The sequence below is a fragment of the Parvibaculum sp. genome (genome assembly GCF_049651025.1).
In the GTDB taxonomy this organism is placed as follows: Bacteria; Pseudomonadota; Alphaproteobacteria; order Parvibaculales; family Parvibaculaceae; genus Parvibaculum.
The window spans coordinates 1-21,655 of the sequence record NZ_JBASBH010000101.1 but is presented as its reverse complement, the minus strand read 5'-3'; the positions used below and the strand labels follow the sequence as shown (position 1 = coordinate 21,655).

Below are 21,655 nucleotides of genomic sequence, written 5' to 3'. Positions count from 1 at the left end.
CGAAATGACGAGATTGAAGCCGATCGTGACCTCCATCAGGACCTTCGCGGCCGCCGCTTTCTTGTTCGTCGGATTGACGGCGCAGCCTGCCAGCGCCTTCGACACCACCGCGCAATATGCCGTGCTGATGGATGCGGCAACGGGCGCCGTGCTGTGGGAAAAGGACGGCGACGTCCAGATGCATCCCGCCAGCATGAGCAAGCTCATGACGCTCTCGATGCTCTTTGACGCGCTGAAGGCCGGCACGGTGAAGCTCACCGACGAATTTCCGATCAGCGAATATGCATGGCGCGCAGGCGGCACGACCTCCGGCTCATCGACCATGTTTGCGCAGGTCGGCACGCGCATTCCCGTCGAGGTCCTGATCCAGGGCATCATCGTGCAGTCCGGCAACGATGCTTGCATCGCGGTCGCCGAAGCGCTGAAAGGCTCCGAGGCTGAATTTGCATCGGCAATGACCGAGCGCGGCAAGGAGCTTGGCCTCACCAATTCGGTTTTCGCCAATTCGACCGGCTGGCCCGATCCGAACCAGATGATGACGGCCCACGATCTCGCGCGCCTCGCACAGCACATCATCCACGACTTCCCGGAATATTATCATTACTTCAGCGAGAAGCAGTTCACCTGGAACGGCATCACGCAACACAACCGCAACCCGGCGCTGTTTCTCGATCCGACTGTTGACGGCCTGAAGACCGGCCACACGCAGGCATCGGGCTATGGCCTCGTGGTCTCGGCAAAGCGCGGCGACCAGCGCCTGATCCTCGTCCTTAACGGCATGACGAGCGAAAAGGCGCGTGCGGAAGAAAGCGTGCGCGTTCTCGACTGGGGCTTCCGTTCGTTCAAGCAGTACAAGCTCTTTGCGGCAGGCGCCGTCATCGACAATGCGCCTGTCTGGCAGGGCGACTATTCGCAAGTGCCGCTTGTCGCTGCAAACGACGTCTCGCTCATCATGACCCCCGACCAGCGCAAGGCCATGCAGGTGTCGGTCAATTATTCCGCACCGATCTCGGCGCCCATCGCCGTAGGACAGCGCATCGGCACCCTGCGCGTCACGGCGCCGGACAAGCCCGTGCAAGAAATTCCGCTCGTAGCGAGCGCGAATGTCGAGCGGCTCGGCATCTTCGGTCGCGGCATGAGCGCGCTTCGTCACATGGCCTTCGGCAGCTGAGTTGAGCAGGCCGCGATTCATCACGCTTGAAGGCGGCGAGGGCGCGGGCAAGTCGACGCAGGCCCGCGCCCTGGCGTCCCGCCTGATCGAACTGGGCCATCGTGTGACATTGACGCGCGAACCCGGCGGCTCGCCGGGCGCGGAATCGATCCGCACGCTTCTCGTCAACGGCGAAACCTCGCGCTGGACGCCGCTGGCCGAGACTCTGCTGCATTTCGCTGCACGCGAAGATCATCTGACACACACAATCCGCCCCGCACTGGCGCGCGGAGAGTGGGTCATTTGCGACCGCTTCATTGATTCGACCTTTGCCTATCAAGGCGCGGCGCAGGGGCTGGATACCGAAATCATTACCGCATTGAGCAAAATGGTGATCAGAGGCGATATGCCCTCGCTCACACTCGTGCTCGATCTGCCTGTCGCGACAGGCCTTGCGCGCGCCGATCAGCGAGGCGGTGAAAATCGCTATGAGCGAATGGGAACCAAGTTCCACGAGACATTACGGAAATCGTTTCTGGCCATAGCGAATTCGGCCCCCGAACGCTGCGTCATCATTGACGCCACACAGACTGCGGACGAAGTTGCACGACAAATATGGCACAGTGTGACATCGCGTTTACCTACCTAGTCATTGATCTGACTGGTAAATTCCTGTTTGACCACGAACCGGCCCTTCGACTATAGAAGCTGACCAGAAGCGACCCGATCTTCGGGGGGGACGCTCCAAGATCGGAATCGGTGGGCATGAAACAGCAGCAAAAGAATAAACTCGACCTGTTGCCGCTTATCGGCGCCACGTTCTGTTTTTCCGCTGCGCTTCTGATCAATCCGTCATCCGGCCATGCAAATACGCTTGGCACACTGAGTATTCCGTCGGCCAATCTCCCGTCAGGCGGGCAGGACGATGTCAGCGCCGCGATGCTCAATTCCTCGTCCGTGCATTCCGATGTTGTCGCGAGCCGGACAGTCAAACTTCAAACGAACGATACGCTTGATCGCCTCCTGACCCGTGAAGGCGTGGCCGCCAATCAGCGCGCTGCCGCACTGAAAGCGATCGCCGATCTTTTCGACGTATCGAAACTGAAAGCCGGCGACGAAGTCGAATTTTCGATGCGCGCGAGCACGGACACCGCAAGACCGGCAATGCTCGTCGCGCTGCATCTGCGCACGGCCCGCAATCAGGATCTCACGATTGTTGCGGGCGCGGATGGCGCCTTCCATCGCCTCGGCAAGAACATCGTGCGTAACGAGAACGTCTCGATCGGCGTGACGACGCGCAACGGCAAGGTGAAGCACGGCCTGATGGCCGACCTCGTTGCAGCAAACGTGCCGACAAGCGTCGCCGAAGACGTCGTCGCGGCCTTCACCTATGATCCCGACGTTCCGTCCAAACTGTCCAACGGCACCAATTTCACGGTCGTCTACGAAACCGCGAAGTCGAAGTCGGACACATCCCACGTCATGCGCTATGCCGAGCTGTCGATCTTTGGCGAACAGCATCGCGTTTATCGCTACGAGACGAATGACGGCACGGTTGCCTTCATGGAAGAAAGCGGACGTGGCGTTGCGCCGCTCAAGCTCGGCGCACCCGTCGTTGACGCGCGCATGACGTCGCCCTGGGGCTGGCGCGTGCACCCGGTCCTCAAGGTTCGCAAATTTCACAAGGGCGTCGATTTTGCCGCGCCCAAAGGCACGCCGATCTATGCCGCCGAAGATGGCGTCATCGAGACGATCGGCTGGCGCGGAAACTACGGTCGTTTCCTGAAAATCGTTCATAATGAGCGCGTGGCCACGACCTATGGCCACATGTCCGGCTTCGCCAAGGGTCTGCATGCAGGCTCGAAAGTGAAGAAGGGCCAGGTCATCGCCTATGTGGGCCGCTCCGGCCTCTCGACCGGCAACCACCTCTATTACGAAGTGCTCGTGGACAATCAGCAGGTCGATCCGCTGCGTCCCGACATCATGCTGCAGGTGAACCTCGACGGCAGCTCGCTCGTCAAGTTCCGCACCTTTGTGGCCCAGATGAGCCAGGCCACCACCCAGCCCTGAGCCGACTTTGCGACCATGACGGCCAGGCGCCCGTCATGTAAAAGAAGTCATGAGCGAGATTCCCGAAAGCGACCGGCTTGGCGACTTCCCGCATCCGCGTGAGGCATCGACCCTTATCGGCCAGGACGAGGCCGAGCGCGCCATATTCGACGCCTTCATGGCCGGGCGCATGCATCACGCATGGTTGCTCACGGGCCCCAGAGGCATAGGCAAGGCAACGCTCGCCTATCGCGTCGCGCGCTTTGTCCTGCGCCACGGCATGCCGGACATTGCGCAGGCCGCCAGAGCGAGCGACCTGTCGGTCGATGAGCGCGACCCCGTCTTTCGCCAGGTTGCCGCGCAGAGCCATCCAAACGTACTCGTCATCAATCGCCCCTATGACGACAAGGCCAAGCGGCTGAAGACCGTCATCCCGGTCGAAGAAGTGCGGCGTACGGCAAATTTCTTCGGCATGAGCGCGGGGGCAGGAGGCTGGCGCATCGCCATCATCGATGCAGCCGACGAAATGAACGCCAATGCAGAAAACGCGCTCCTCAAAATTTTGGAGGAGCCGCCGGCGCGCGGCCTGTTTCTGCTCGTTAGCCACCAGCCGGGACGGCTGCTGCCGACGATTCGCTCGCGCTGCCGGACGCTCAAGTTGCGGCCGCTTGCGCCTGCGGGCATCGCGCAGGTGCTCGCCGCAAACGATGTCAGGGCAAGCGAGGAAGATCGCATCGCCATCGCGCGTCTCGCGGAAGGAAGCCCCGGCCGCGCGCTGTCGATTGCAGCCGGCGGCGGCCTCGATCTCTACAGGGAACTCGTCGCGCTGCTGATGGCTCTGCCCAGGCCCAATGTCAAAGGCGTGCATGCCTTTGCCGACAAGGTTGCCCGGCGCGGCGCCGACGAAGCCTATGGAACAGCCATCGAGCTTCTGAACGACTGGCTCCAGCGTCTGGTGCGGGCAGGCGCGGGTGCCGCGTCGCAGCCAGACCTCGTATCCGGCGAAAGCGCCACCATGGCAAGGCTTGCCGCTGCCGGCGGCCTTGATCGCTGGGTCGAGGTATGGGAAAAGATCAATCAATCGGTCGCCCGTGCGGAAGCGCTCAACACGGATCGCAAGCTTGTGATCCTCAACATTTTTTCAATGTTGGAAAGCGCCGCCGGCTCCCGCGTCGGTGCCTGACCGGCGCCCTTCTCGACAGGTTCAATAAAACATGACGCCCCCCAAGGCTTTTTACATCACCACAGCCATCTCGTATCCGAACGGGGCGCCTCATATCGGCCATGCCTATGAGCTGATCTCGACGGACGTCATCGCGCGTTTCAAGCGCCTCGACGGCTACGACGTTCATTTCCTCACAGGCGTTGACGATCACGGCCAGAAGATGGTGCAAACCGCGAAGGCGAGGGGCATCACCGCGCAGGAACTCGCCGACGAAATGGCGCCGAAGTTTCACGCCATGGCAGAGCGGCTCAACGCCTCAAACGACGATTTCATCCGCACCATCGAGCCGCGCCATGAACGCGCTTGCCAGCATCTTTGGGAATCGATTGCGAAGAACGAAGGCGAGAAGGGCCCCGATATTTATCTCGGCGCTTATTCGGGCTGGTACTCGGTGCGCGACGAAGCCTTCTACGGCGAAGACGAACTGACCGTTAGCGAGAATGGCGAAAAGCTTGCGCCTACCGGCACGCCCGTCGAATGGATGGAAGACGAGACATATTTTTTCCGTCTCTCCGCCTATCAGGACAAGATCCTGAAGCTCTATGAAGATCATCCCGATTTCATTCAGCCCGCATCGCGCCGCAACGAGGTCATGGCTTTCGTCAAACGCGGCCTGACCGATCTCTCGATCTCGCGCTCGCGCACGAAGCTGGACTGGGGCGTCGGCGTTCCCGGAGATCCGCGCCACGTCATGTATGTCTGGTTCGACGCGCTGACGAACTATCTCACCGCAGTCGGCTATCCAGATACCGACAGCGAGATGTTCAAGCGCTACTGGCCCGCCGATGCGCATATCATCGGCAAGGACATTGTTCGCTTTCACGCGATCATCTGGCCGGCCATGCTCATGGCCGCCAATATCCCGCTGCCCAAGCGCGTTTTCGGCCACGGCTTTCTCTATAACCGCGGCGAGAAGATGTCGAAGTCGGTCGGCAACGTCATCGATCCGTTCACCATCACGGACACCTATGGCGTCGATCCGATCCGCTATTTCTTTTGCCGCGAAGTGCCTTACGGCGCCGATGGCACCTATAGCCACGAAACTGTCGTGAACCGCGTCAACGCAGATCTCGCAAATGATCTTGGAAACCTCGCGCAGCGCTCGCTGTCGATGATTGCCAAGAATTGCGACGCTCAGGTGCCCTTGCATGGCGCGCTCACCAAGGAAGACGAGGCGCTTCTCCACTCGGCTTCATCGCTTCTTTCAACCGTCCGTGAACAGATGACGCGGTTCGAGATTCATAATTATCTCGCCTCCGTCTTCGAAGTCGTAAGCGACGCGAACCGCTATTTCGCATCGCAGGAACCTTGGGCGCTCAAGAAAACAGACCCCGCGCGTATGGCCACGGTTCTTTATGTAACGATTGAAGTCGTGCGCTACGCGGCCATCCTGCTGCAGCCGGTTGTGCCCACGTCGGCGGCAAAGCTGCTCGACATGCTCAGCGTACCGGCCGATGAACGCCGCTTTGAACATCTCGACGGCACGCCGCTGAAACCTGGAACGCCGCTCCCGGCTCCTCAGGGCGTTTTCCCACGCCTCGTCGATGCGGAGGCTACAAACCCGTGAGCTTGCCCGTTCTCGTTGACAGCCATTGCCATCTCGACTTTCCAGACTTTGCCGCCGAAGTTGATGATGTCGTTGCGCGTGCGCAAGCAGCGGGCGTCGGCTTGATGGTGACGATCTCGACGAAAGTCAGCGAGTTCGACAAAATTCTCGCCATCGCAGAGCGCTTCCCGAATGTCTATTGCTCTGTCGGCATTCACCCGCATGAAGCCGCAAGCGAACCGGAAACAGACACAGCAACGCTGGTCAAGCTTGCAGCGCATCCGAAAGTCGTCGGCATCGGCGAAACCGGGCTCGATTACTATTACGAGCACAGCCCGAGAGAGCCACAAATGCGCTGCTTTCTCGCGCATATCGCCGCCGCTCGTGAAACTGGTTTGCCGCTTATCGTGCATACGCGCGATGCGGACGAAGACACGGCCGCGGTGCTGACGCAGGAAATGGGGAAGGGCGCCTTCCCCGGTCTTCTGCATTGCTTCACATCGAGCCCGGCGCTTGCAGCCAAGGCACTCGATCTCGGTTTCTATATTTCGATGTCGGGCATTCTGACCTTCAAGAGCGCCGCAGAGTTGCAGGAAACCGCGCGCGGCATTCCGCTTGATCGCTTGCTGGTCGAAACGGATTCGCCTTACCTCGCGCCCATTCCAAAACGCGGCAAGCGCAATGAGCCATCCTTCGTCGTCCACACGGCGGCAAAGCTTGCTGAACTCAAAGGCGTCAGCGCGGATACGCTTGCACGCACAACGAGTGAAAACTTCCTCCGGCTCTTCAGCCGCGTGCCGCGCGAGGCCGTGTTCGGCTCATGAAGTTACGCGCAACAATATTGGGATCTGGATCATCCGGCGGCGTTCCGCGCATTGGCGGACATTGGGGTGCATGCGATCCAAACGAACCGCGCAATCGCCGTCGCCGCTGCTCCTTGCTCGTCGAGCAATGGGATCAGGACCCGTTGAAGAAAACCACCATCCTCGTCGATACATCGCCCGACATGCGCGATCAATTGATCGATGCAAACGTGCAATGGATCGACGGTGTTCTCTACACGCATGATCATGCCGACCAGAGCCACGGCATCGACGATTTGCGCATGGTCGCGCTTAATGGCCGGCGGCGCGTCGACGTCTGGATGGACGCCCCGACTGCGGAAACCCTGACGTCGCGCTTTGGTTATTGCTTCGAGCAATTGCCGGGCTCTGGCTACCCGGCGATCCTCAACGAGCATCGCATCGAGAAAATGGGTGAGCCGATCCGGGTTGAAGGAGCAGGGGGCACAATAGAGGCAATTCCCTTCGACCAGGACCATGGCGGCATCCGCTCGCTCGGCTTCCGCTTCGGGCCTCTCGCTTACTCAAGCGATCTGGTTGCGCTGCCCGAGGAAAGCTTCTCTATCATCGACGGCATTGAAATCTGGATCCTCGATGCGCTGCGCTACGCGCCGCATCCGACACATGCACATGTTGATCTCGCACTGGAATGGATTGCGCGCGTAAAGCCCAGAAAAGGCGTGCTCACCAATCTGCACGTCGATCTTGATTATCGCCGGCTTTCATCCGAACTGCCGGTAAATGTCGAGCCTGCCTATGACGGCATGACGATCGAATTCGAGCGCTGAACGCATCGCAACAGAGACGCTATTCGAGCGGCTTTTCGTCAATTACGTCGCCGGTATTTGCGTTCACGGTGACCTCGACTTTCTTGCCATCGGGATTGTTTGCACGAAAACGCGTCGTGCCCGGACCGCCGATGGCCTTGATCTCCGTATAGCCTTTTTCGCTGAGCTGATGCTGCAGATCAAACGTGGACACGGCAGCGCCACCACGGCCGCCGCCACCGCCGCCCATGCCGGTACTCATCGCTCCATCATCCATAGCGCCTGACATCGCGTCAGACATCGAGCCGCCTTCAGCCGCAAGCGCAGGCATTGCGAGCGCAGCCACGGCAGCACCAACGACAAGAATATGCTTCGGCTTCATTTGAGCATCCTCCAATCTCTGCCGCGTCAATTATGAACTGCGCATAACCGAAAGTTCGCTCTCAATCGGATTACGACTAATGGCGCAGTGGAACCGTGCGGAGCCTCGACAAAGGCCGAATGGCCATATAATAATTTCCAAATTGTTGCGTTATCAATGTTGTTGTTATTTTTTAAGGTGATCAAACCCCTGTTAAGTGTAAGCCGAAGGCTCACTTAACAGGGGTTTGAGCGCAATAAAACGACTTCACGTTGTTGCTCATAGATTTAATCTCCTGTTGCATCAAGCAAGCGGCTAAAAGCAACAATTTTTTTCAGCTGTTTTAGATGTGCCTGCTATGCCTGTTGCGATTTTCGAGGCGCAAATAAGCAGCCACCGCGAAGAGGAGCCCGAGTTATATATCCCGCCGTCGCCACGATAGCCCTTCAAAGGTGGCGTGGAGCCTGGAGGAGGGACGAAACTCATGGTCGGCCTCAACGGCCGCTTTACGCCGATACCGTTGAAAAACTCGACCAATTAATTATACATCAGGCTATTTCTGCGGTTCTCGGCGAAGAGGATCCATTATCTGCCCCGCACTTTTGTGCAGGGTGTCCTTTCTAGCCGCTTTATGCGGCAATGACGCCGTGTGTTGGCGTTGGCGGTCTGAGTTTCGCCAGCCTCCTCAGGTTCTGGGCGGTTGCTGCAAGTAGGAACTCATCTCGTGCACATGGACCTCGCAGCCTCAAACGCGCCATCTGGAGAATGCGTTTGAGGTGCGCAAGAGCATCTCGACCTTCTTGCGGCGATGCCGGGAACGCTCGTAGGCGGGTGTGGCGGCAACCCGCGAACCCGGCGGCACGCAATGATTGGCGATGGCAACATCACATGGTATCGTTTGGAACGGTTGCCATCACCTGCCGCACGCGCCCTTCGGGGTACGACGAAGATGGAGCATTTCAGAGCCTAACCCAATCCATGTTTGATCCTTTGGGCGGCCCGCAAAGCGTGCACCGGTTCGACGCCCGATGGAGATCAAGATGGACACCCAGAAGCTCAAGGTGTTCGCGGAGCGCTTGCGCGCATACCTCGAACGCTACAACCTCACTCTCAAGCACGGCCAGACGCTCGATTTGATCGCAGCCATTCCCGGCCTGCGCAACTGGCCTGAAGTCAACGCCTTCCCTGCGCAAGTATCTACTGCGCAGTGGGACAGCCACTCTGCTGATCGGCTTACAAAACGCATCGGGAAACTGCATTCGCTGATCCTGCCGATTGATGAACTGCATCAGGCGTTGGAGCCCATCGTCGCCAACGCCTTGAATGTCTGGCCTGATGGTCCGGTCCCTGGCGTATACGTGACGACTTCGCAGGAGGCGATCGACGCGGCTATCGCCAAGTACGAAGCTGCTACTAATGGCGCGCTGCTTTACGCAGAGGATGCCGGTCGTTCTTCGGATGCTGCTATCGACTTGGGTGAGCACGGCTTGTTCTCGCACGGCATGGATCGACTGCCCAGCGGTACCCTAGTGGTGGTCGGTCCACTACCGTTGACGCAGGAATCTTGGGGCGACAACAAGGACCGTCTGAACGTGGCTGCCAATTTGGCCTATTCTTCCTCGCTTCGCTTCGCCGTCTTGGTGAAGACGCCGCTGCCCGAGAATATGCACAGCGACATCGACCTACTGTTGCGGCCTGACGATGAAGGTCTCGACAGCGAGCCCGTTGACGTGCTTGGCGTGGTCACTGAATCAGGCGACCTCCAAGTGGTGCAGCCGTTCGTCCAACGGCGGTTGACACCGCCGGTCGCACAGCACTTCACGACGAACCAGCGCTTGCCGCAGGTGCTTGACAACGCGCTCCGGCAGGCGGTGGCAAAGCGTTCTTATGGAATCATCGTGCTCGGTATCACGCCGAGCGATAAGCCGCGCAATGCGTTGCTGGAAGCCGTGTTGCCTCTGACCGAGCACGCGGGACCAGCCGTTCGCATCCAGCCAACTTTCCGCAGCGGCTATGGGAAGGACGACACATCTCCGTCGCCGCATTTCGAGGGCTTGCCTATCCTCCCTTCTATCGAAAGTGCCTATGCTCATGGTTTTCGGCGCATGATCATCGAGTCGGTGCACCACGGTGCGTCGAAGGCGATGGCTGCACACGTCCAAGATACGTGCTTCCTGCTGACCTCTTATTCGACCGAGGTAGTAGGCGCATGGATAGATGCCATGCCTCAGCATCAAGATTCGCCAGATGGCTTGGAGGCACTTATTGCCGTGTTGTGTATAGCCAACGTTGAAGCGGAAAAGGAGACGTTCATCGTGTGCGACGCCTTTGTCGCGGGTGCCCCACCTTTGCCAAAAGGCGAACGCTTCGACGAGTTGATCGCACATATGGAATCGCATCGTGTTATCCGTTGGCAGGACCAGTTAGATGCTCTGCTGTTCTCCGACAAAGTAACGCTCGCGCAAGCCAAGAAGGCTCTGCGTCGCCACGACGTAGACGCGCACTTGGCTTCACGCAAAGCGGCGCAAGTGTAAAGAGTAGCTGCATAACAAGGGGCCGATCGTGGCGATGGATCGAAGACGCCGCGTCGTGCATCGCGGCTGAACTGGCAAAGTGGAAGAAATGGGCGAAGTCCTTACAGGCCGTCGCTGATAACGTCAGGCAGCGCAGGGAAATATTTGTCAGGACGGGACCGGCAATGATGACCCCGGAGGAGACAGCGGAGTATGTCGCGCAGATCATCCGGCTTGTGGAAAAGTATGATGCGCTTGCCGATGCCGCGTTGGTCGGAGAGGCGACCTATGCGCAGTTCGAGGCGATAAAGCTCGAACTTCAGGGTTTGGAACTGCTCGCCGACGAAGAATTGGTGAGCGAGGTGGCGCGAGCGTTTCACCGGGTCGGTGGATAATGCTGCGCGGGCCGAACCAGAAGTGCCGGAAGGCATCTTTGCTCACTCGTAAATTGTGTTCGCGTATTTTCCGTTACACGCTAAAATCCAATCATGCGTAGCGGGACCATTCCATTCCAGATTGATGTATCGAGCCTATTGGCCAAGGCCCGGCGGAGCCTGAGCGGTCGGCTGGGTGATGTAACCATTACGCTTCCGTTCGTGAGCTTTGCGGTCAAGCCGCGCAGGACGGGCCGCTCTATCTCCTGACCGACGTGATGCGCGAAGGCATCCGACAGTTCCTGACCTATGAGCAGTTGTTGAAGCATGGCGACGAGTTGCCTCAGCACAGCACGCTCAGCAGTTTCCGCAGGCCGGAGGATGTGCGGCAATCCTATTTTGATGCCTTGGAGCTGCTGCGGGGACATCTAAACCGCTGCCTCGATCAGATCGCCGCCATAGCGGGCATGGAAAGCCCGCTCGGCGGGATGCTGGTCCAGTATCAGGCGCCATGGCTCCTCCAAGCCTATATTGCTCCACCACTGACGGATCGCCTAGAAAGTGAATCCGGTCGGCCTGTAAGTTATTGAAACTGCTGGAGCTGCTGTCGCCTAGAAAATGCGTCTATTCGCATGGAAGTTGAATCCATTGGTTTTCCGTTGAGTGGAAAATGAATCAATTATCGACCCGACGGCGAGTCCCCAAATAAATCAACAACGATAGCTAACTCATTGGATTGCAATGGTTTTAGCTTCTCGTTCTTTTATTGGATATGGAGGATCGGCATCATCCTCAATCGGTCAAATTTATGCGACCGACGAAAAGTCCGCGCCGTAATGATCGGAGAACTAGAGTTGCGCGGGCGCCAAACTGCCTAAAAGGCTTGGTCGTGCAGCTCCTGAAACGAGCCACGTTCTTTCAACTGAGAATTGCGAGCTGATCGACCAGTGTTCGATGGGCGGTGCAGGGGACGCCCGCTTCCGACATCGGGTCTTCGCATTCGGCGATTTGAGCGCGTCCGCGCCCGATGACCGGATACGCCGCGCTATAACGCAATTCGTTTTGGCGAACCACAAGGCGGTCGCCCGGGTATGCAATTTGCCCCGTATAGGGAAGAAGTTCCGTGTGGAGACTTTACCCACCAGTCGATCACAGCGCCTCGATAGCGGTTTAGTATGCATCACGTCATTCAGATCGAGCGCGTTTAAGCCTGGGTTTGCCCGTGCTGTCCGAAGTGGCGGATTGGGGAATTTCGGTTGCACAGTTCCGAGGCAAGGCATAGAAGGCTTAAGGTTCATAGCCCTATTTGCCCTGGGAATGGCGTTTAGCCAGTTGGTATAGACTTGATGCTCCGGCGCAGTTTCATAGTTATGGCTACTTTAATCGCGGTGCTGGTCAACGGCGTCGCGGCTGCGTCTAGCCTTCCGACCAAAGCCGCCGATAGCACTGTTGCCGTTGTCGCGTTATTGGACGGCCACGCGAGTGAAGACAAAAACAGAAGCGAAGGGCCGGGGGCGATAGATAGCGAGCGTGTTGAGCATGCTTGCTGTCATGCTCACCAGTGGTTGGGTGCTGCCATGGCTTCCCGGCTCGCGCCTGACTCATGCTTGTTGGGGCGTCGCCTCGCCCCTAGCGCCGCGTGGCTCGGTTCTGAACCTGCGCCAATTCTCAAACCGCCTTCCGCCTGAAATTAGCGATTTCGCCGAACTGACGTCTGCGTCAGTTCCAACGAATGCCTAATTTCAGGGTAAAATCATGCTCCGTATTCTCTGGGTAGTGGCTCTCGCCACGCCCCTCTTCGTGCCGCTTGCTGCTCAAGCGGCCAGCCTCATCACGCTTGATCAGGCAATTGACCTTGCACTTGCTTCTGATCCGACCGTCAAAGCGTCAGAAGCAGGCACGTCTGCGTCACTGGCTAGCCTCAAGCAGGCAGGCCAACTTCCTAATCCAACTATTGGAATAACGGCTGAGAATTTTGGCGGAACAGGATCCGTCTCAGGCCTGCGCAGCGCAGAATATACGCTGAGCTATGGCCAGATGATTGAGGTCGGCGGCGACCGCAGCGCGCGTGAAGCCGTTGCTAGCGGCGATCTAAAATTGGCGAATGCCCGGCTCGCCACACAGCGGCTGGAAACCGTCCAGACCGTGCGCCACGCCTATATCCTGGCATTAGCAAGTGAAACGAAACTGAAGGTGGTTCAGGAGCGTGCGAGTTTCATATCGGAGATGAACCGAACGGTCCGACAGCGTTCACGACAAGGCCGAGACTCTTCCATGGTCGAGAGCCAAGCACGAGCGAGTGCAGCAGAAGTTGCGGTCGATCTGATGCAGGCGGAACGTGCAGTCAAACTTTCTCGGATTCAACTTTCCACGCTTTGGAACGGAGTGGACGATGGTTTCGTCCTAGACCAAGCATTTTTCGAAAAGCCATCATTTGATGCAGATGCACTGCCGGTTGATCAGGGCTATCCAGACCTGGCTCAGTACAACGCATTGAAATCCCGCGCGACTGCAAACATCGCACTTGAAAAAGCTCGAGCTATTCCCGATCCCGAGATCAGCGCCGGCATAAGGCGCTTTGCGAGCGGTAGTGAAACGGCATTCATCGTTGGGCTTTCAATTCCCTTTCCGGTTTACGATTCCAACAGAAACAATATTGAGCGGGCTCAATCAGAGCGACTTCAGGCTGACCTCGAAGAAGTCGCAGCACGACGCGACATCAATCTCAAATTAGCCTCCGCCGTTGCTGGCCACGACAGTGCTCGCGCAGAAATAGAGGCACTACGCGCGGACGCCATACCGCAAGCCACGCAAGCTCTGGAACTTGCAAGATCAGGCTATGAGCGAGGCGCTTTTTCATATCTGGAGATAGCCGATGCTTCTCGCGGTTTGAACGCCTTGCGAGAGCGATTGGTCGGTGCCTTGCAAACACTTCATGAAAACCAAATCACGATCGACCGGCTGACCGGACGATCTGCCATAACGGATAAAGGCGAGGGGTATCGTCCATGACGCATCGCAATTCATTTAGCCGAACTGTCGAACTCAAATCCCATGCAAAGAACGCTAGGCGTTTGGCCGTCTTGGGCTTGTCGGGTGTCGCCCTACTGTTTGTTGCAGCGTGCTCGGACGAAAAAACATCTGAGGAGGCGGGCGGCGCGCCGCAGGCCGAGACCGGCCCGGCAATCGCCGCTATCAGTCCGGAATCGGCCAAGGCGGCGGATATCAAAACATCCACGGTTGGGCCCGCCAACGTCCGCAAAGTACTGACACTTTATGGTTCGATCAAACCGAACGGTGAACGTGAGCAAGCAATCCGCGCTCGCTATCCTGGCACTGTTAAATCTGTTGAAAAACGTCCCGGAGATGCGGTGAAGCGCGGTGAGACCTTGCTGACGATCGAGTCCAGTGAAAGCCTTCGTGTTTATACCATCGTCGCTGCGCTAGACGGCACAGTTCTCGAACGCGCAGTCAATCCGGGAGCGACAGTCAGCGTCGATACTGTCCTGATGCAGATTGCCGACCTCACTACGGTCTGGATAGAAGTGGCGGTTTTTGCCAATGACCTCGGCGAGGTGAGGTCAGGTATGCCAGTGGTGTTGACCGACGCCAACGGAGACGCACTTGCCGAAACTGAGATCGCTTACGTCGCTCCGGTGGGGCATGCCGACAGTCAGAGCGTCGTGGCTCGCGCTGTCTTAAACAATACGGATCATAAATGGATTCCGGGCCAATTTGTGACGGCAGATATCGTTGTCGATGATACGCGTGCATCAAAATCCGTCGTTCCCGCTGCAATCCAGAGTCTCGACGGGAAGATCGTCGTGTTTCTCGAAAGTGAAGGCGGATTCCAAGCGCGTGAGGTCGAGATAGGGAAACGATCTGCCGATGCCGTGGAGATTTTGGGAGGACTAGAAGTCGGCGACACGTATGTCTCCACCAATAGTTACCTGATCAAAGCTGATCTGCTCAAAGGCGAAGGGGAGGAGGAATGATCATGGTGCGCATCGAAGCATTTATCCAACCTCACAAGGTCAGCAAGGTAGTCGCCGCGTTGCACGGGTTGCCGAAATTCCCCGGGTTCACACTACTGGACGCGCACGGCCAAGGCCACGGACGCGGCGTAGGAGGAGAATATGTCTACGAGCCAAGTGATGGTCTTCTCTACCACAAACGCGTCGCATTGATTGTCCTCTGCGACAAAAGCGACGCAACGCTCATCGCGACGACGATTGCGCAATCTGCGCATACCGGAAACAAGGGTGACGGATTACTTTCGATGTCCGAGGTCTCGCATGTCACTCGCATCAGACAGTCGGGCGGTGAAGCATGATCGACAAAATCATTAATTCCGCCATCCAAAATCGATGGCTTGTGATGGTTGCGACCCTTGGGTTTTTCATATTCGGAATCTATCAGTATCAGCAATTGCCGATCGATGCGGTTCCCGACATCACCAACGTTCAAGTTCAAATCAATACGCAAGCGCCCGGATATTCACCGCTTGAGGTCGAGCAGCGCGTGACGTTTCTGGTGGAAACCGCCATGGCCGGCCTTCCGGACATGGACTATACGCGCTCAACGTCAGCCTATGGCCTTTCTCAGGTTACGATCGTTTTCCACGACGGTGCGGACGTTTATTTTACGCGCCAACTCGTCAATGAGCGTTTGCAGGGGGTCAAAGGTCAACTGCCGAGCGGCGTTGAACCTGAGATGGGCCCAGTATCGACTGGGCTGGGTGAGATTTATCTCTACGCCATCAACGCAAAGCCAGATGCCCGCAAACCCGATGGCACGGCCTACACCTCCACCGATCTCCGCGCTATCCAGGATTGGATTGTTCGGCCTCAACTTCGTCAGGTGCCGGGCGTTTCCGAGGTCAATTCCATCGGCGGTTATGCCAAGCAGTACCAGGTTGCTCTGGACCCGAAGCGGCTCCTTGCTTTCAATGTGACTTTGGCGGAGTTGATTGCCGCATTGGAGGCGAACAATCTCAACGTCGGTGCGGGTTATATCGAACGCAACGGTGAGCAGTATCTTGTTCGCGTCCCCGGTCAGCTTGCCGATGAAGAAGCTATCCGCCAGACCGTGGTCGCGACCCGAGACAGCATTCCCATCACTGTCGCAGACGTTGCATCAGTTGGGATTGGTAAAGAACTCCGTACCGGCGCGGCGACCAAAGACGGTGAGGAAACCGTACTAGGTACCGCAATGATGCTGATCGGCGAGAACAGCCGCATCGTTAGCGAAAGCGTTGCCGAGCGTCTATTGGAAATCAATAAGCGATTGCCAGCCGGAGTTGAGGCAACACCGGTCTATGACCGAACCGTACTCGTCAACAAGACGATTGCCACCGTGCAGAAGAATCTCGTCGAAGGCGCGATTCTTGTTATCGTCGTGCTCTTCATCTTCCTTGGTAATCTGAGGGCGGCATTGCTGACCGCCATGGTCATCCCGTTGTCATTGCTGGCGACTTTCACGGGCATGGTTCAAGGCGGTGTCAGCGGCAATCTTATGAGTCTGGGAGCCCTGGACTTCGGCTTGATCGTGGATGGCGCCCTGATCATCGTCGAAAACTGTATATTCCGTTTAGCTCAAAACCAGAAAAAACACGGACGGCTCTTGGAACGTAGCGAGCGTTTCGAAGTGGTGTTCAACGCAACACGCGAGGTGTTTCGCCCAAGCCTCGTTAGCGTAGTCGTCATCATTTTGGTGAACCTGCCGATATTCGCGCTCAGCGGCGTCGAGGGAAAAATGTTTCACCCGATGGCATTCGCCGTGGTGGCTGCTCTTATCGGTGCGTTGATTTTCTCTGTTACCTTTGTTCCCGCCGCCTGTGCTTTGCTTCTGACGGGACACATTCAAGAAAAGGACAATTTTATCGTTTCGGCAGCAAAGCGCCTCTACGCACCGCTTTTGCTTCGCGTAATTGATCATCGCATTGCCGTCGTGGCTTCTGCCGTTGTCCTGGTTTTTGTCTGCGGGTTCATGGCAACGAGAATGGGGGCGGAGTTCATCCCCAATCTTGATGAGGGTGACGTGGCAATCGAAACCATTCGCCCCGTCAGCACCGGAATTGAGCAGGCGGTTAAGATGCAGCTTCATCTCAATCGCACGCTGCTAGCGCTGCCAGAAATTGAAACTGTTTTTGCGCGCAATGGCACCGCGGAGGTGGCAACCGATCTCATGCCTCCCGGCCGGTCTGATACCTACGTGATGCTCAAGCCGCATGATCAGTGGCCCGATCCTAGAAAAACGAAAGCCCAGCTTGTGAGTGAAATCGAAGCCGCGGCGCAAACGGTGCCAGGAACTGTGTATGGCTTTAGTCAGCCAATTCAGTTGCGCTTCAACGAATTGATTTCCGGCGTCCGTAGCGACGTGGCTGTAAAAATTTTCGGTGATGATCTGGATGAGCTGATGCGATTGGCTGCCTCAGCTCAGGATGCAATTTCTGGAATTGCCGGGGCCGCGGACGTAAAGACAGAGCAGGTGTCCGGTTTACCACTCCTGACAATTGAACCCCGTCGCATTCAACTTGCTCGTTATGGCTTCACCGTTGCGGACGTTCAGGACACTGTCTCGGCCGCATTAGGCGGCAGAGAGACCGGGTTTATCTATGAAGGCGACGCACGATATCCGCTTGAGGTTCGGCTGCCTGAACATCTGCGCACGGATCCGGAAACGCTCAAGCGGCTACCTTTAGCCCGTTCGGGTGGAGGGTATGTTCCATTGGGTGAATTGGTAGACATTCGTTCTACCGAAGGGCCCAATCAAATATCTCGTGAGAACGGAAAGCGCTTCATCGTCGTAATGGCCAACGTTCGAGGACGAGACCTGGCGGGATTTGTGGCGGATACCCGCTTGCAGATCGAGCAGCAAGTGACGTTGCCGCCCGGTTACTATGTGGAATATGGAGGCACCTTCGAACAGCTTGCTTCCGCTACGAAAAGACTTGGAGTGCTTGTTCCGTTGTCTTTGCTGCTAATTCTCGGACTTCTGGTCGTGACCTTTGGGTCTCTGAAAGACGCCTTGATTGTTTTCTCGGGTGTCCCGCTTGCGCTGACCGGAGGGATTTTAGCCTTGTGGATACGTGATATCCCTCTCTCGATCACGGCGGGTGTCGGTTTCATTACCCTGTGCGGCGTCTCGGTTCTCACTGGCGTAGTAATGGTGTCTTATATTCGTGACCTGCTGCGCGATGGGCTCGCAATTGAGGATGCGATTGTGCAGGGAGCGATGACGCGATTACGACCAATCCTGATGATCGGCCTTGTTGCTTCATTGGGCTTCTTGCCAATGGCGCTCAATGTCGGTACCGGAGCAGAAGTGCAGCGACCACTCGCGACGGTCGTAATCGGCGGTATCATATCGGCGACGCTGCTTTCGCTCTTTGTGTTGCCCGCGCTTTACCGCTTGGCTCATCGTAATAAAAGGGCAGAAGCAACCGCGAGATAAAACAAACCCGATCTGCGGGTTCGGATATGGAGTTGAGAGATTGATTCCATACCTGCCGCAGATCGGGCTTTCTCTTTCTGCATCGCGGGTGATTTTCAAATCTAGCGATGCCCTACCGCGAGTACATCGCCACTCTCGGGTCCTGCCGGCGTAGTTTATATTTTTGTTCCAAACCGAAGAAGCCTCAGTGCATTTGCGGTGACCAGCACAGTTGCGCCCGTATCAGCTAGGATTGCCATCCAAAGGGGAGTTGTGCCCATCAAGGTCGTGATGAGAAAGACACCCTTGAGCCCTAACGCGAGCGCAATGTTCTGCCAGATATTGGTGAGAGTAGCGCGCGCCAGAACAACCAATTCGGCGACCCCGGTTACCCGGTTGTTCAGGAGTGCTGCGTCGGCGGTTTCCAGAGCTACATCCGTGCCACCACCCATAGCGATACCGACCGAGGACGCTGCAAGAGCGGGCGCATCGTTTATGCCATCGCCAACCATGGCGATTGGGCCCTCGGCTTTGTAAACAGATATGGCTTGGAGCTTGGAATCGGGCATGAGTTCGGCCCTGGTTTCCAATTCAAGGACATTGCCAATGGCGGAGGCTGTGCGTGCATTGTCACCTGACAGCATGACGGTGCGCACTCCCAAGGCATGAAGTCTGGCAAGCCCCTCCTTGGCATCTGGGCGTGGTTCGTCACGTAATGCGATCAAACCGAGCAGTCTCTTGTCTTCGCTGAGAACGACGACTGTCTTTCCTGCGCTTTCCAATGCGGATATCCGGTCTCGGAGTTCCTTGGACATGCCGCTCTGCTCGGTCGCATGATTTGGCGATCCCACCGAGACGAAGCCGGATTTCAGACGGCCCGTGACGGCCTTGCCGGGGATGGCGACGCTGCCACCAAAGATTTTTGGAATATCCAGACCACGCCTCTCGGCCTCCATGACGATAGCTGCACCAAGCGGGTGACTGGAACTACGTTCAACAGCCGCTGCCTTCGCAAGCACATCGTCCTCGCTGCCTTCGATCTCGATGACATCAGTGATTTGGGGGTGCCCCACGGTGAGCGTGCCGGTCTTGTCAAAGGCGATCATCTTCACCTTGCCGAGTGTCTCCAGCGCAGCACCACCCTTGATGAGGAGACCGCGACGGGCACCACTCGCTAGCCCCGAAGCGATAGCGGCAGGAGTGGAAATAATGAGCGCACAGGGACAGGCGATCAGCAGCACCGCCAGCCCTCGATAAATCCAGGTGAACCAATCGGCACCAAATATCAACGGAGGAATAAGGATCACGAGTCCGGACACAACCATTGCAGCCGGCGTGTACCAGCGGCTGAAGTTGTCAATGAAACGTGCCGTTGGCGCCTTCGAGCCTTGAGCTTCCTCGACCATGTTGATGATGCGAGAGATCGTGTTGTCGGCAATCGTGCGGGTGATCTCCACGCGCAACTCCGCGTTGGCATTGATGCTGCCCGCGTAGACGGTCGAACCGATTTCCTTGATGACGGGGACGGACTCGCCTGTTACGGGCGCCTCGTTGACCTCCGATACCCCTTCCACGACCTCACCGTCGGAGGGAACACGGTCGCCGGGCCGGACTATTACAACGTCGCCTATGGCAAGCGCTTCGACAGATACCGTCTCGATCTCGGAGCCGTTTTTGCGGAGCGCTGTGCGTGGTATGAGATCAATCAATGCCTTGATGCCGGCGCGTGCTCGACCGGCGGCAATGCCTTCCAGTAGTTCACCCACGGTGAAGAGAAACAGGACCACGGCGGCCTCTCCGGCGTCACCGATGAGTACCGCTCCGATTGCGGCGATGGACATCAGCATCTCGATGCTGAACGGCGTGCCCGAAATCGCTCCGGTCAGTGCTCGTCGGCTGATCGGGATAAAAGCAATCATCGCCGCAGCGATATAGGCCCAATGGGACCAGGTCGGCTCGACATGGGAAACGCCGTAAGCGAGCGCCAACAGGGCGCCAGCGCCGATGGTCAGCCGTGCTTTGCGTGAAGACCACCAGGCACCTTCCGCCGCATCCTGCTCACGAAGATTCGACCCGGCTTTCCTCGAAGCGACGGGGGTGTAGCCAAGCGCCTTGATCTTGGCCTCTATCATGTCTCTGGAGATGCGGTCTTCGTCGAAGGTAAGGGAAAGCGATCCTTGGCCGTAGCTCGCTTCGATGTGAGCGACGCCCGGTAGGCGTCGCATGGCATTTTCGATCTTCACGGCACATGCGCCGCAATCCATGCCTTCAATCCGGAGCCTTAAAGGGCTAGCGACCGCCATAGTGTCACCTCGACAAATTTGATGTGACTACCCATATGCACCCTGTAGTAACTAGAGGGTCAAGCCGTGATTGAGGATTATCTAGCTATCGGCGAACTCGCACGAAGGACGGCCACCAAGGTCGAGACGATCCGCTACTATGAGCGGATTGGGCTCCTCACAGCACCGGCGCGAACGAAGGGCAATTACCGTGCCTACGGGCCGGCGGATCTGAATCGGCTCAGCTTCGTCCGGAGATCGCGCGACCTTGGTTTTTCTCTTGATCAGGTGCGCGCGTTGCTGAACCTTGCCGATGAACGTGATCGGTCATGCAAAGCCGTTGACGCCATCGCCAAAGAGCATCTGGTGGAGGTGAATCGAAAAATCGCAGACCTTCACGCCTTACGACGTGAGCTCGACAGTATGATCACGCAATGCCAATGCGGCACGATTGCTCAATGCAGAATTATTGAATCGCTGTCGCCCTGAGCCCGCCGGGTTTAGCTACGGGAACCCGACACCTATCGCGTGGTATCTCTCTGTGCATGATCATGCCGATGGTGAAGGTCGGGATAGTGCGGATGCCGATGAACCAGCGGCGCGTGCCGGTGCCGATGAGTGTGTGGTTCGCCGGGTGTCATATCAGGCCTGTGCTGATGCTGATGATGTGCGTCATGGCTGTGCCGATGCTCATGCTCTATCTCTCTATGCACATGCTCGTGATCATGTCGCTCAGACAGGTGCAGCCATATCCCCAGCCCCATCAAGCAACCTGCGATCAGCAACGTTGCCGATAGCGGTTCACCCAACATGAGCACGGCCAATACGGCTCCGACAAATGGTGCGAGGGAGAAGTAGGCTCCCGTTCGCGCCGTACCGAGATGACGCAGGCCGAGGACGAACAAGGCAAGACTAACCCCGTATCCAAAGAATCCCACGACCCCAACGGCGAGTAAAATGCCAACGGACGGAAGATGCGCGCCGTTGATGGTAGCAATCAGCAAATTGATTGTGCCAGCAACTAAACCTTTGATCATCGCAATCTGCACCGGATCCGCCGAAGAGAGTTTGCGCGTCAGATTATTGTCGATCCCCCAGCATAAGCAGGCTCC

The 21,655-nt window shown here is 57.4% G+C and carries 18 protein-coding genes and 1 pseudogene; 15 read left to right on the top strand and 4 right to left on the bottom strand.

Annotated features, from left to right (window positions below; genetic code table 11):
• The first annotated feature begins 4 nt into the window (after nt 1-4).
• The 7 genes from WA943_RS12980 to WA943_RS12950 all read left to right on the top strand — a co-directional run bounded on the left by WA943_RS12980 (nt 5) and on the right by WA943_RS12950 (nt 7,600).
• Nucleotides 5-1,171, top strand: a complete 1,167-nt coding sequence (locus WA943_RS12980) for a D-alanyl-D-alanine carboxypeptidase family protein (RefSeq protein ID WP_424470304.1) — start codon at nt 5-7, stop codon at nt 1,169-1,171.
• A 1-nt stretch (nt 1,172) separates the two neighbouring features.
• Nucleotides 1,173-1,799, top strand: coding sequence for a dTMP kinase (tmk, locus tag WA943_RS12975; protein ID WP_424470303.1), 627 nt, complete (start codon nt 1,173-1,175; stop codon nt 1,797-1,799).
• Nucleotides 1,800-1,915: 116 nt separating this feature from the next.
• Entirely contained in the window at nt 1,916-3,220 is a 1,305-nt protein-coding gene (locus WA943_RS12970; protein WP_424470302.1) for a M23 family metallopeptidase, read from the top strand.
• Between the two features lie 49 nt (nt 3,221-3,269).
• A complete protein-coding gene (locus WA943_RS12965; protein WP_424470301.1) occupies nt 3,270-4,382 on the top strand; it encodes a DNA polymerase III subunit delta' in 1,113 nt (370 codons plus the stop codon).
• A gap of 31 nt (nt 4,383-4,413) precedes the next feature.
• A complete protein-coding gene (metG, locus tag WA943_RS12960; RefSeq protein WP_424470300.1) occupies nt 4,414-5,991 on the top strand; it encodes a methionine--tRNA ligase in 1,578 nt (525 codons plus the stop codon).
• Nucleotides 5,988-6,794: a TatD family hydrolase gene (locus WA943_RS12955; protein WP_424470299.1), complete on the top strand. Its 807-nt coding sequence runs from the start codon at nt 5,988-5,990 to the stop codon at nt 6,792-6,794. Before metG ends, WA943_RS12955 begins: the two co-directional genes overlap by 4 nt.
• Entirely contained in the window at nt 6,791-7,600 is an 810-nt protein-coding gene (locus WA943_RS12950; protein ID WP_424470298.1) for an MBL fold metallo-hydrolase, read from the top strand. The genes WA943_RS12955 and WA943_RS12950 overlap by 4 nt, the downstream gene beginning before the upstream one ends.
• A gap of 19 nt (nt 7,601-7,619) precedes the next feature.
• Here WA943_RS12950 and WA943_RS12945 read toward each other — a convergent pair whose 3' ends face one another.
• Both WA943_RS12945 and WA943_RS12940 read right to left on the bottom strand, forming a co-directional pair.
• A complete protein-coding gene (locus WA943_RS12945; RefSeq protein ID WP_424470297.1) occupies nt 7,620-7,961 on the bottom strand; it encodes a hypothetical protein in 342 nt (113 codons plus the stop codon).
• A 608-nt stretch (nt 7,962-8,569) separates the two neighbouring features.
• A pseudogene (locus WA943_RS12940) lies at nt 8,570-8,757 on the bottom strand (IS5/IS1182 family transposase); the annotation flags it as partial.
• Nucleotides 8,758-8,980: 223 nt separating this feature from the next.
• Between WA943_RS12940 and WA943_RS12935 the strand changes: the two are divergent.
• From WA943_RS12935 to WA943_RS12905, 7 genes are all read left to right on the top strand, one after another.
• On the top strand, nt 8,981-10,474 hold the full coding sequence (locus tag WA943_RS12935) for a hypothetical protein (RefSeq protein WP_424470296.1): 1,494 nt from the start codon (nt 8,981-8,983) through the stop codon (nt 10,472-10,474).
• Between the two features lie 164 nt (nt 10,475-10,638).
• A complete protein-coding gene (locus WA943_RS12930) occupies nt 10,639-10,848 on the top strand; it encodes a hypothetical protein (RefSeq protein WP_424470295.1) in 210 nt (69 codons plus the stop codon).
• A gap of 257 nt (nt 10,849-11,105) precedes the next feature.
• Nucleotides 11,106-11,417 (top strand): hypothetical protein, encoded by a 312-nt coding sequence (locus WA943_RS12925; RefSeq protein WP_424470294.1) that lies wholly within the window; start codon nt 11,106-11,108, stop codon nt 11,415-11,417.
• A gap of 1,165 nt (nt 11,418-12,582) precedes the next feature.
• Nucleotides 12,583-13,839: a TolC family protein gene (locus WA943_RS12920; protein ID WP_424470293.1), complete on the top strand. Its 1,257-nt coding sequence runs from the start codon at nt 12,583-12,585 to the stop codon at nt 13,837-13,839.
• Nucleotides 13,836-14,822, top strand: a complete 987-nt coding sequence (locus WA943_RS12915) for an efflux RND transporter periplasmic adaptor subunit (protein ID WP_424470292.1) — start codon at nt 13,836-13,838, stop codon at nt 14,820-14,822. The genes WA943_RS12920 and WA943_RS12915 overlap by 4 nt, the downstream gene beginning before the upstream one ends.
• A gap of 2 nt (nt 14,823-14,824) precedes the next feature.
• Nucleotides 14,825-15,160, top strand: coding sequence for a P-II family nitrogen regulator (locus tag WA943_RS12910; RefSeq protein ID WP_424470291.1), 336 nt, complete (start codon nt 14,825-14,827; stop codon nt 15,158-15,160).
• Complete coding sequence (locus tag WA943_RS12905; protein ID WP_424470290.1) at nt 15,157-18,282, top strand: efflux RND transporter permease subunit; 3,126 nt, start codon at nt 15,157-15,159, stop codon at nt 18,280-18,282. The genes WA943_RS12910 and WA943_RS12905 overlap by 4 nt, the downstream gene beginning before the upstream one ends.
• A gap of 155 nt (nt 18,283-18,437) precedes the next feature.
• Here the strand turns inward: WA943_RS12905 and WA943_RS12900 are convergent, their stop codons facing one another.
• Entirely contained in the window at nt 18,438-20,564 is a 2,127-nt protein-coding gene (locus tag WA943_RS12900; protein ID WP_424470289.1) for a heavy metal translocating P-type ATPase, read from the bottom strand.
• A gap of 66 nt (nt 20,565-20,630) precedes the next feature.
• Between WA943_RS12900 and WA943_RS12895 the strand changes: the two genes are divergently transcribed.
• Nucleotides 20,631-21,032 (top strand): MerR family transcriptional regulator, encoded by a 402-nt coding sequence (locus WA943_RS12895; RefSeq protein ID WP_424470288.1) that lies wholly within the window; start codon nt 20,631-20,633, stop codon nt 21,030-21,032.
• A 32-nt stretch (nt 21,033-21,064) separates the two neighbouring features.
• Here the strand turns inward: WA943_RS12895 and WA943_RS12890 are convergent.
• A partial coding sequence (locus tag WA943_RS12890) for an EamA family transporter (RefSeq protein WP_424470287.1) occupies nt 21,065-21,655 on the bottom strand: 591 nt, incomplete at its 5' end.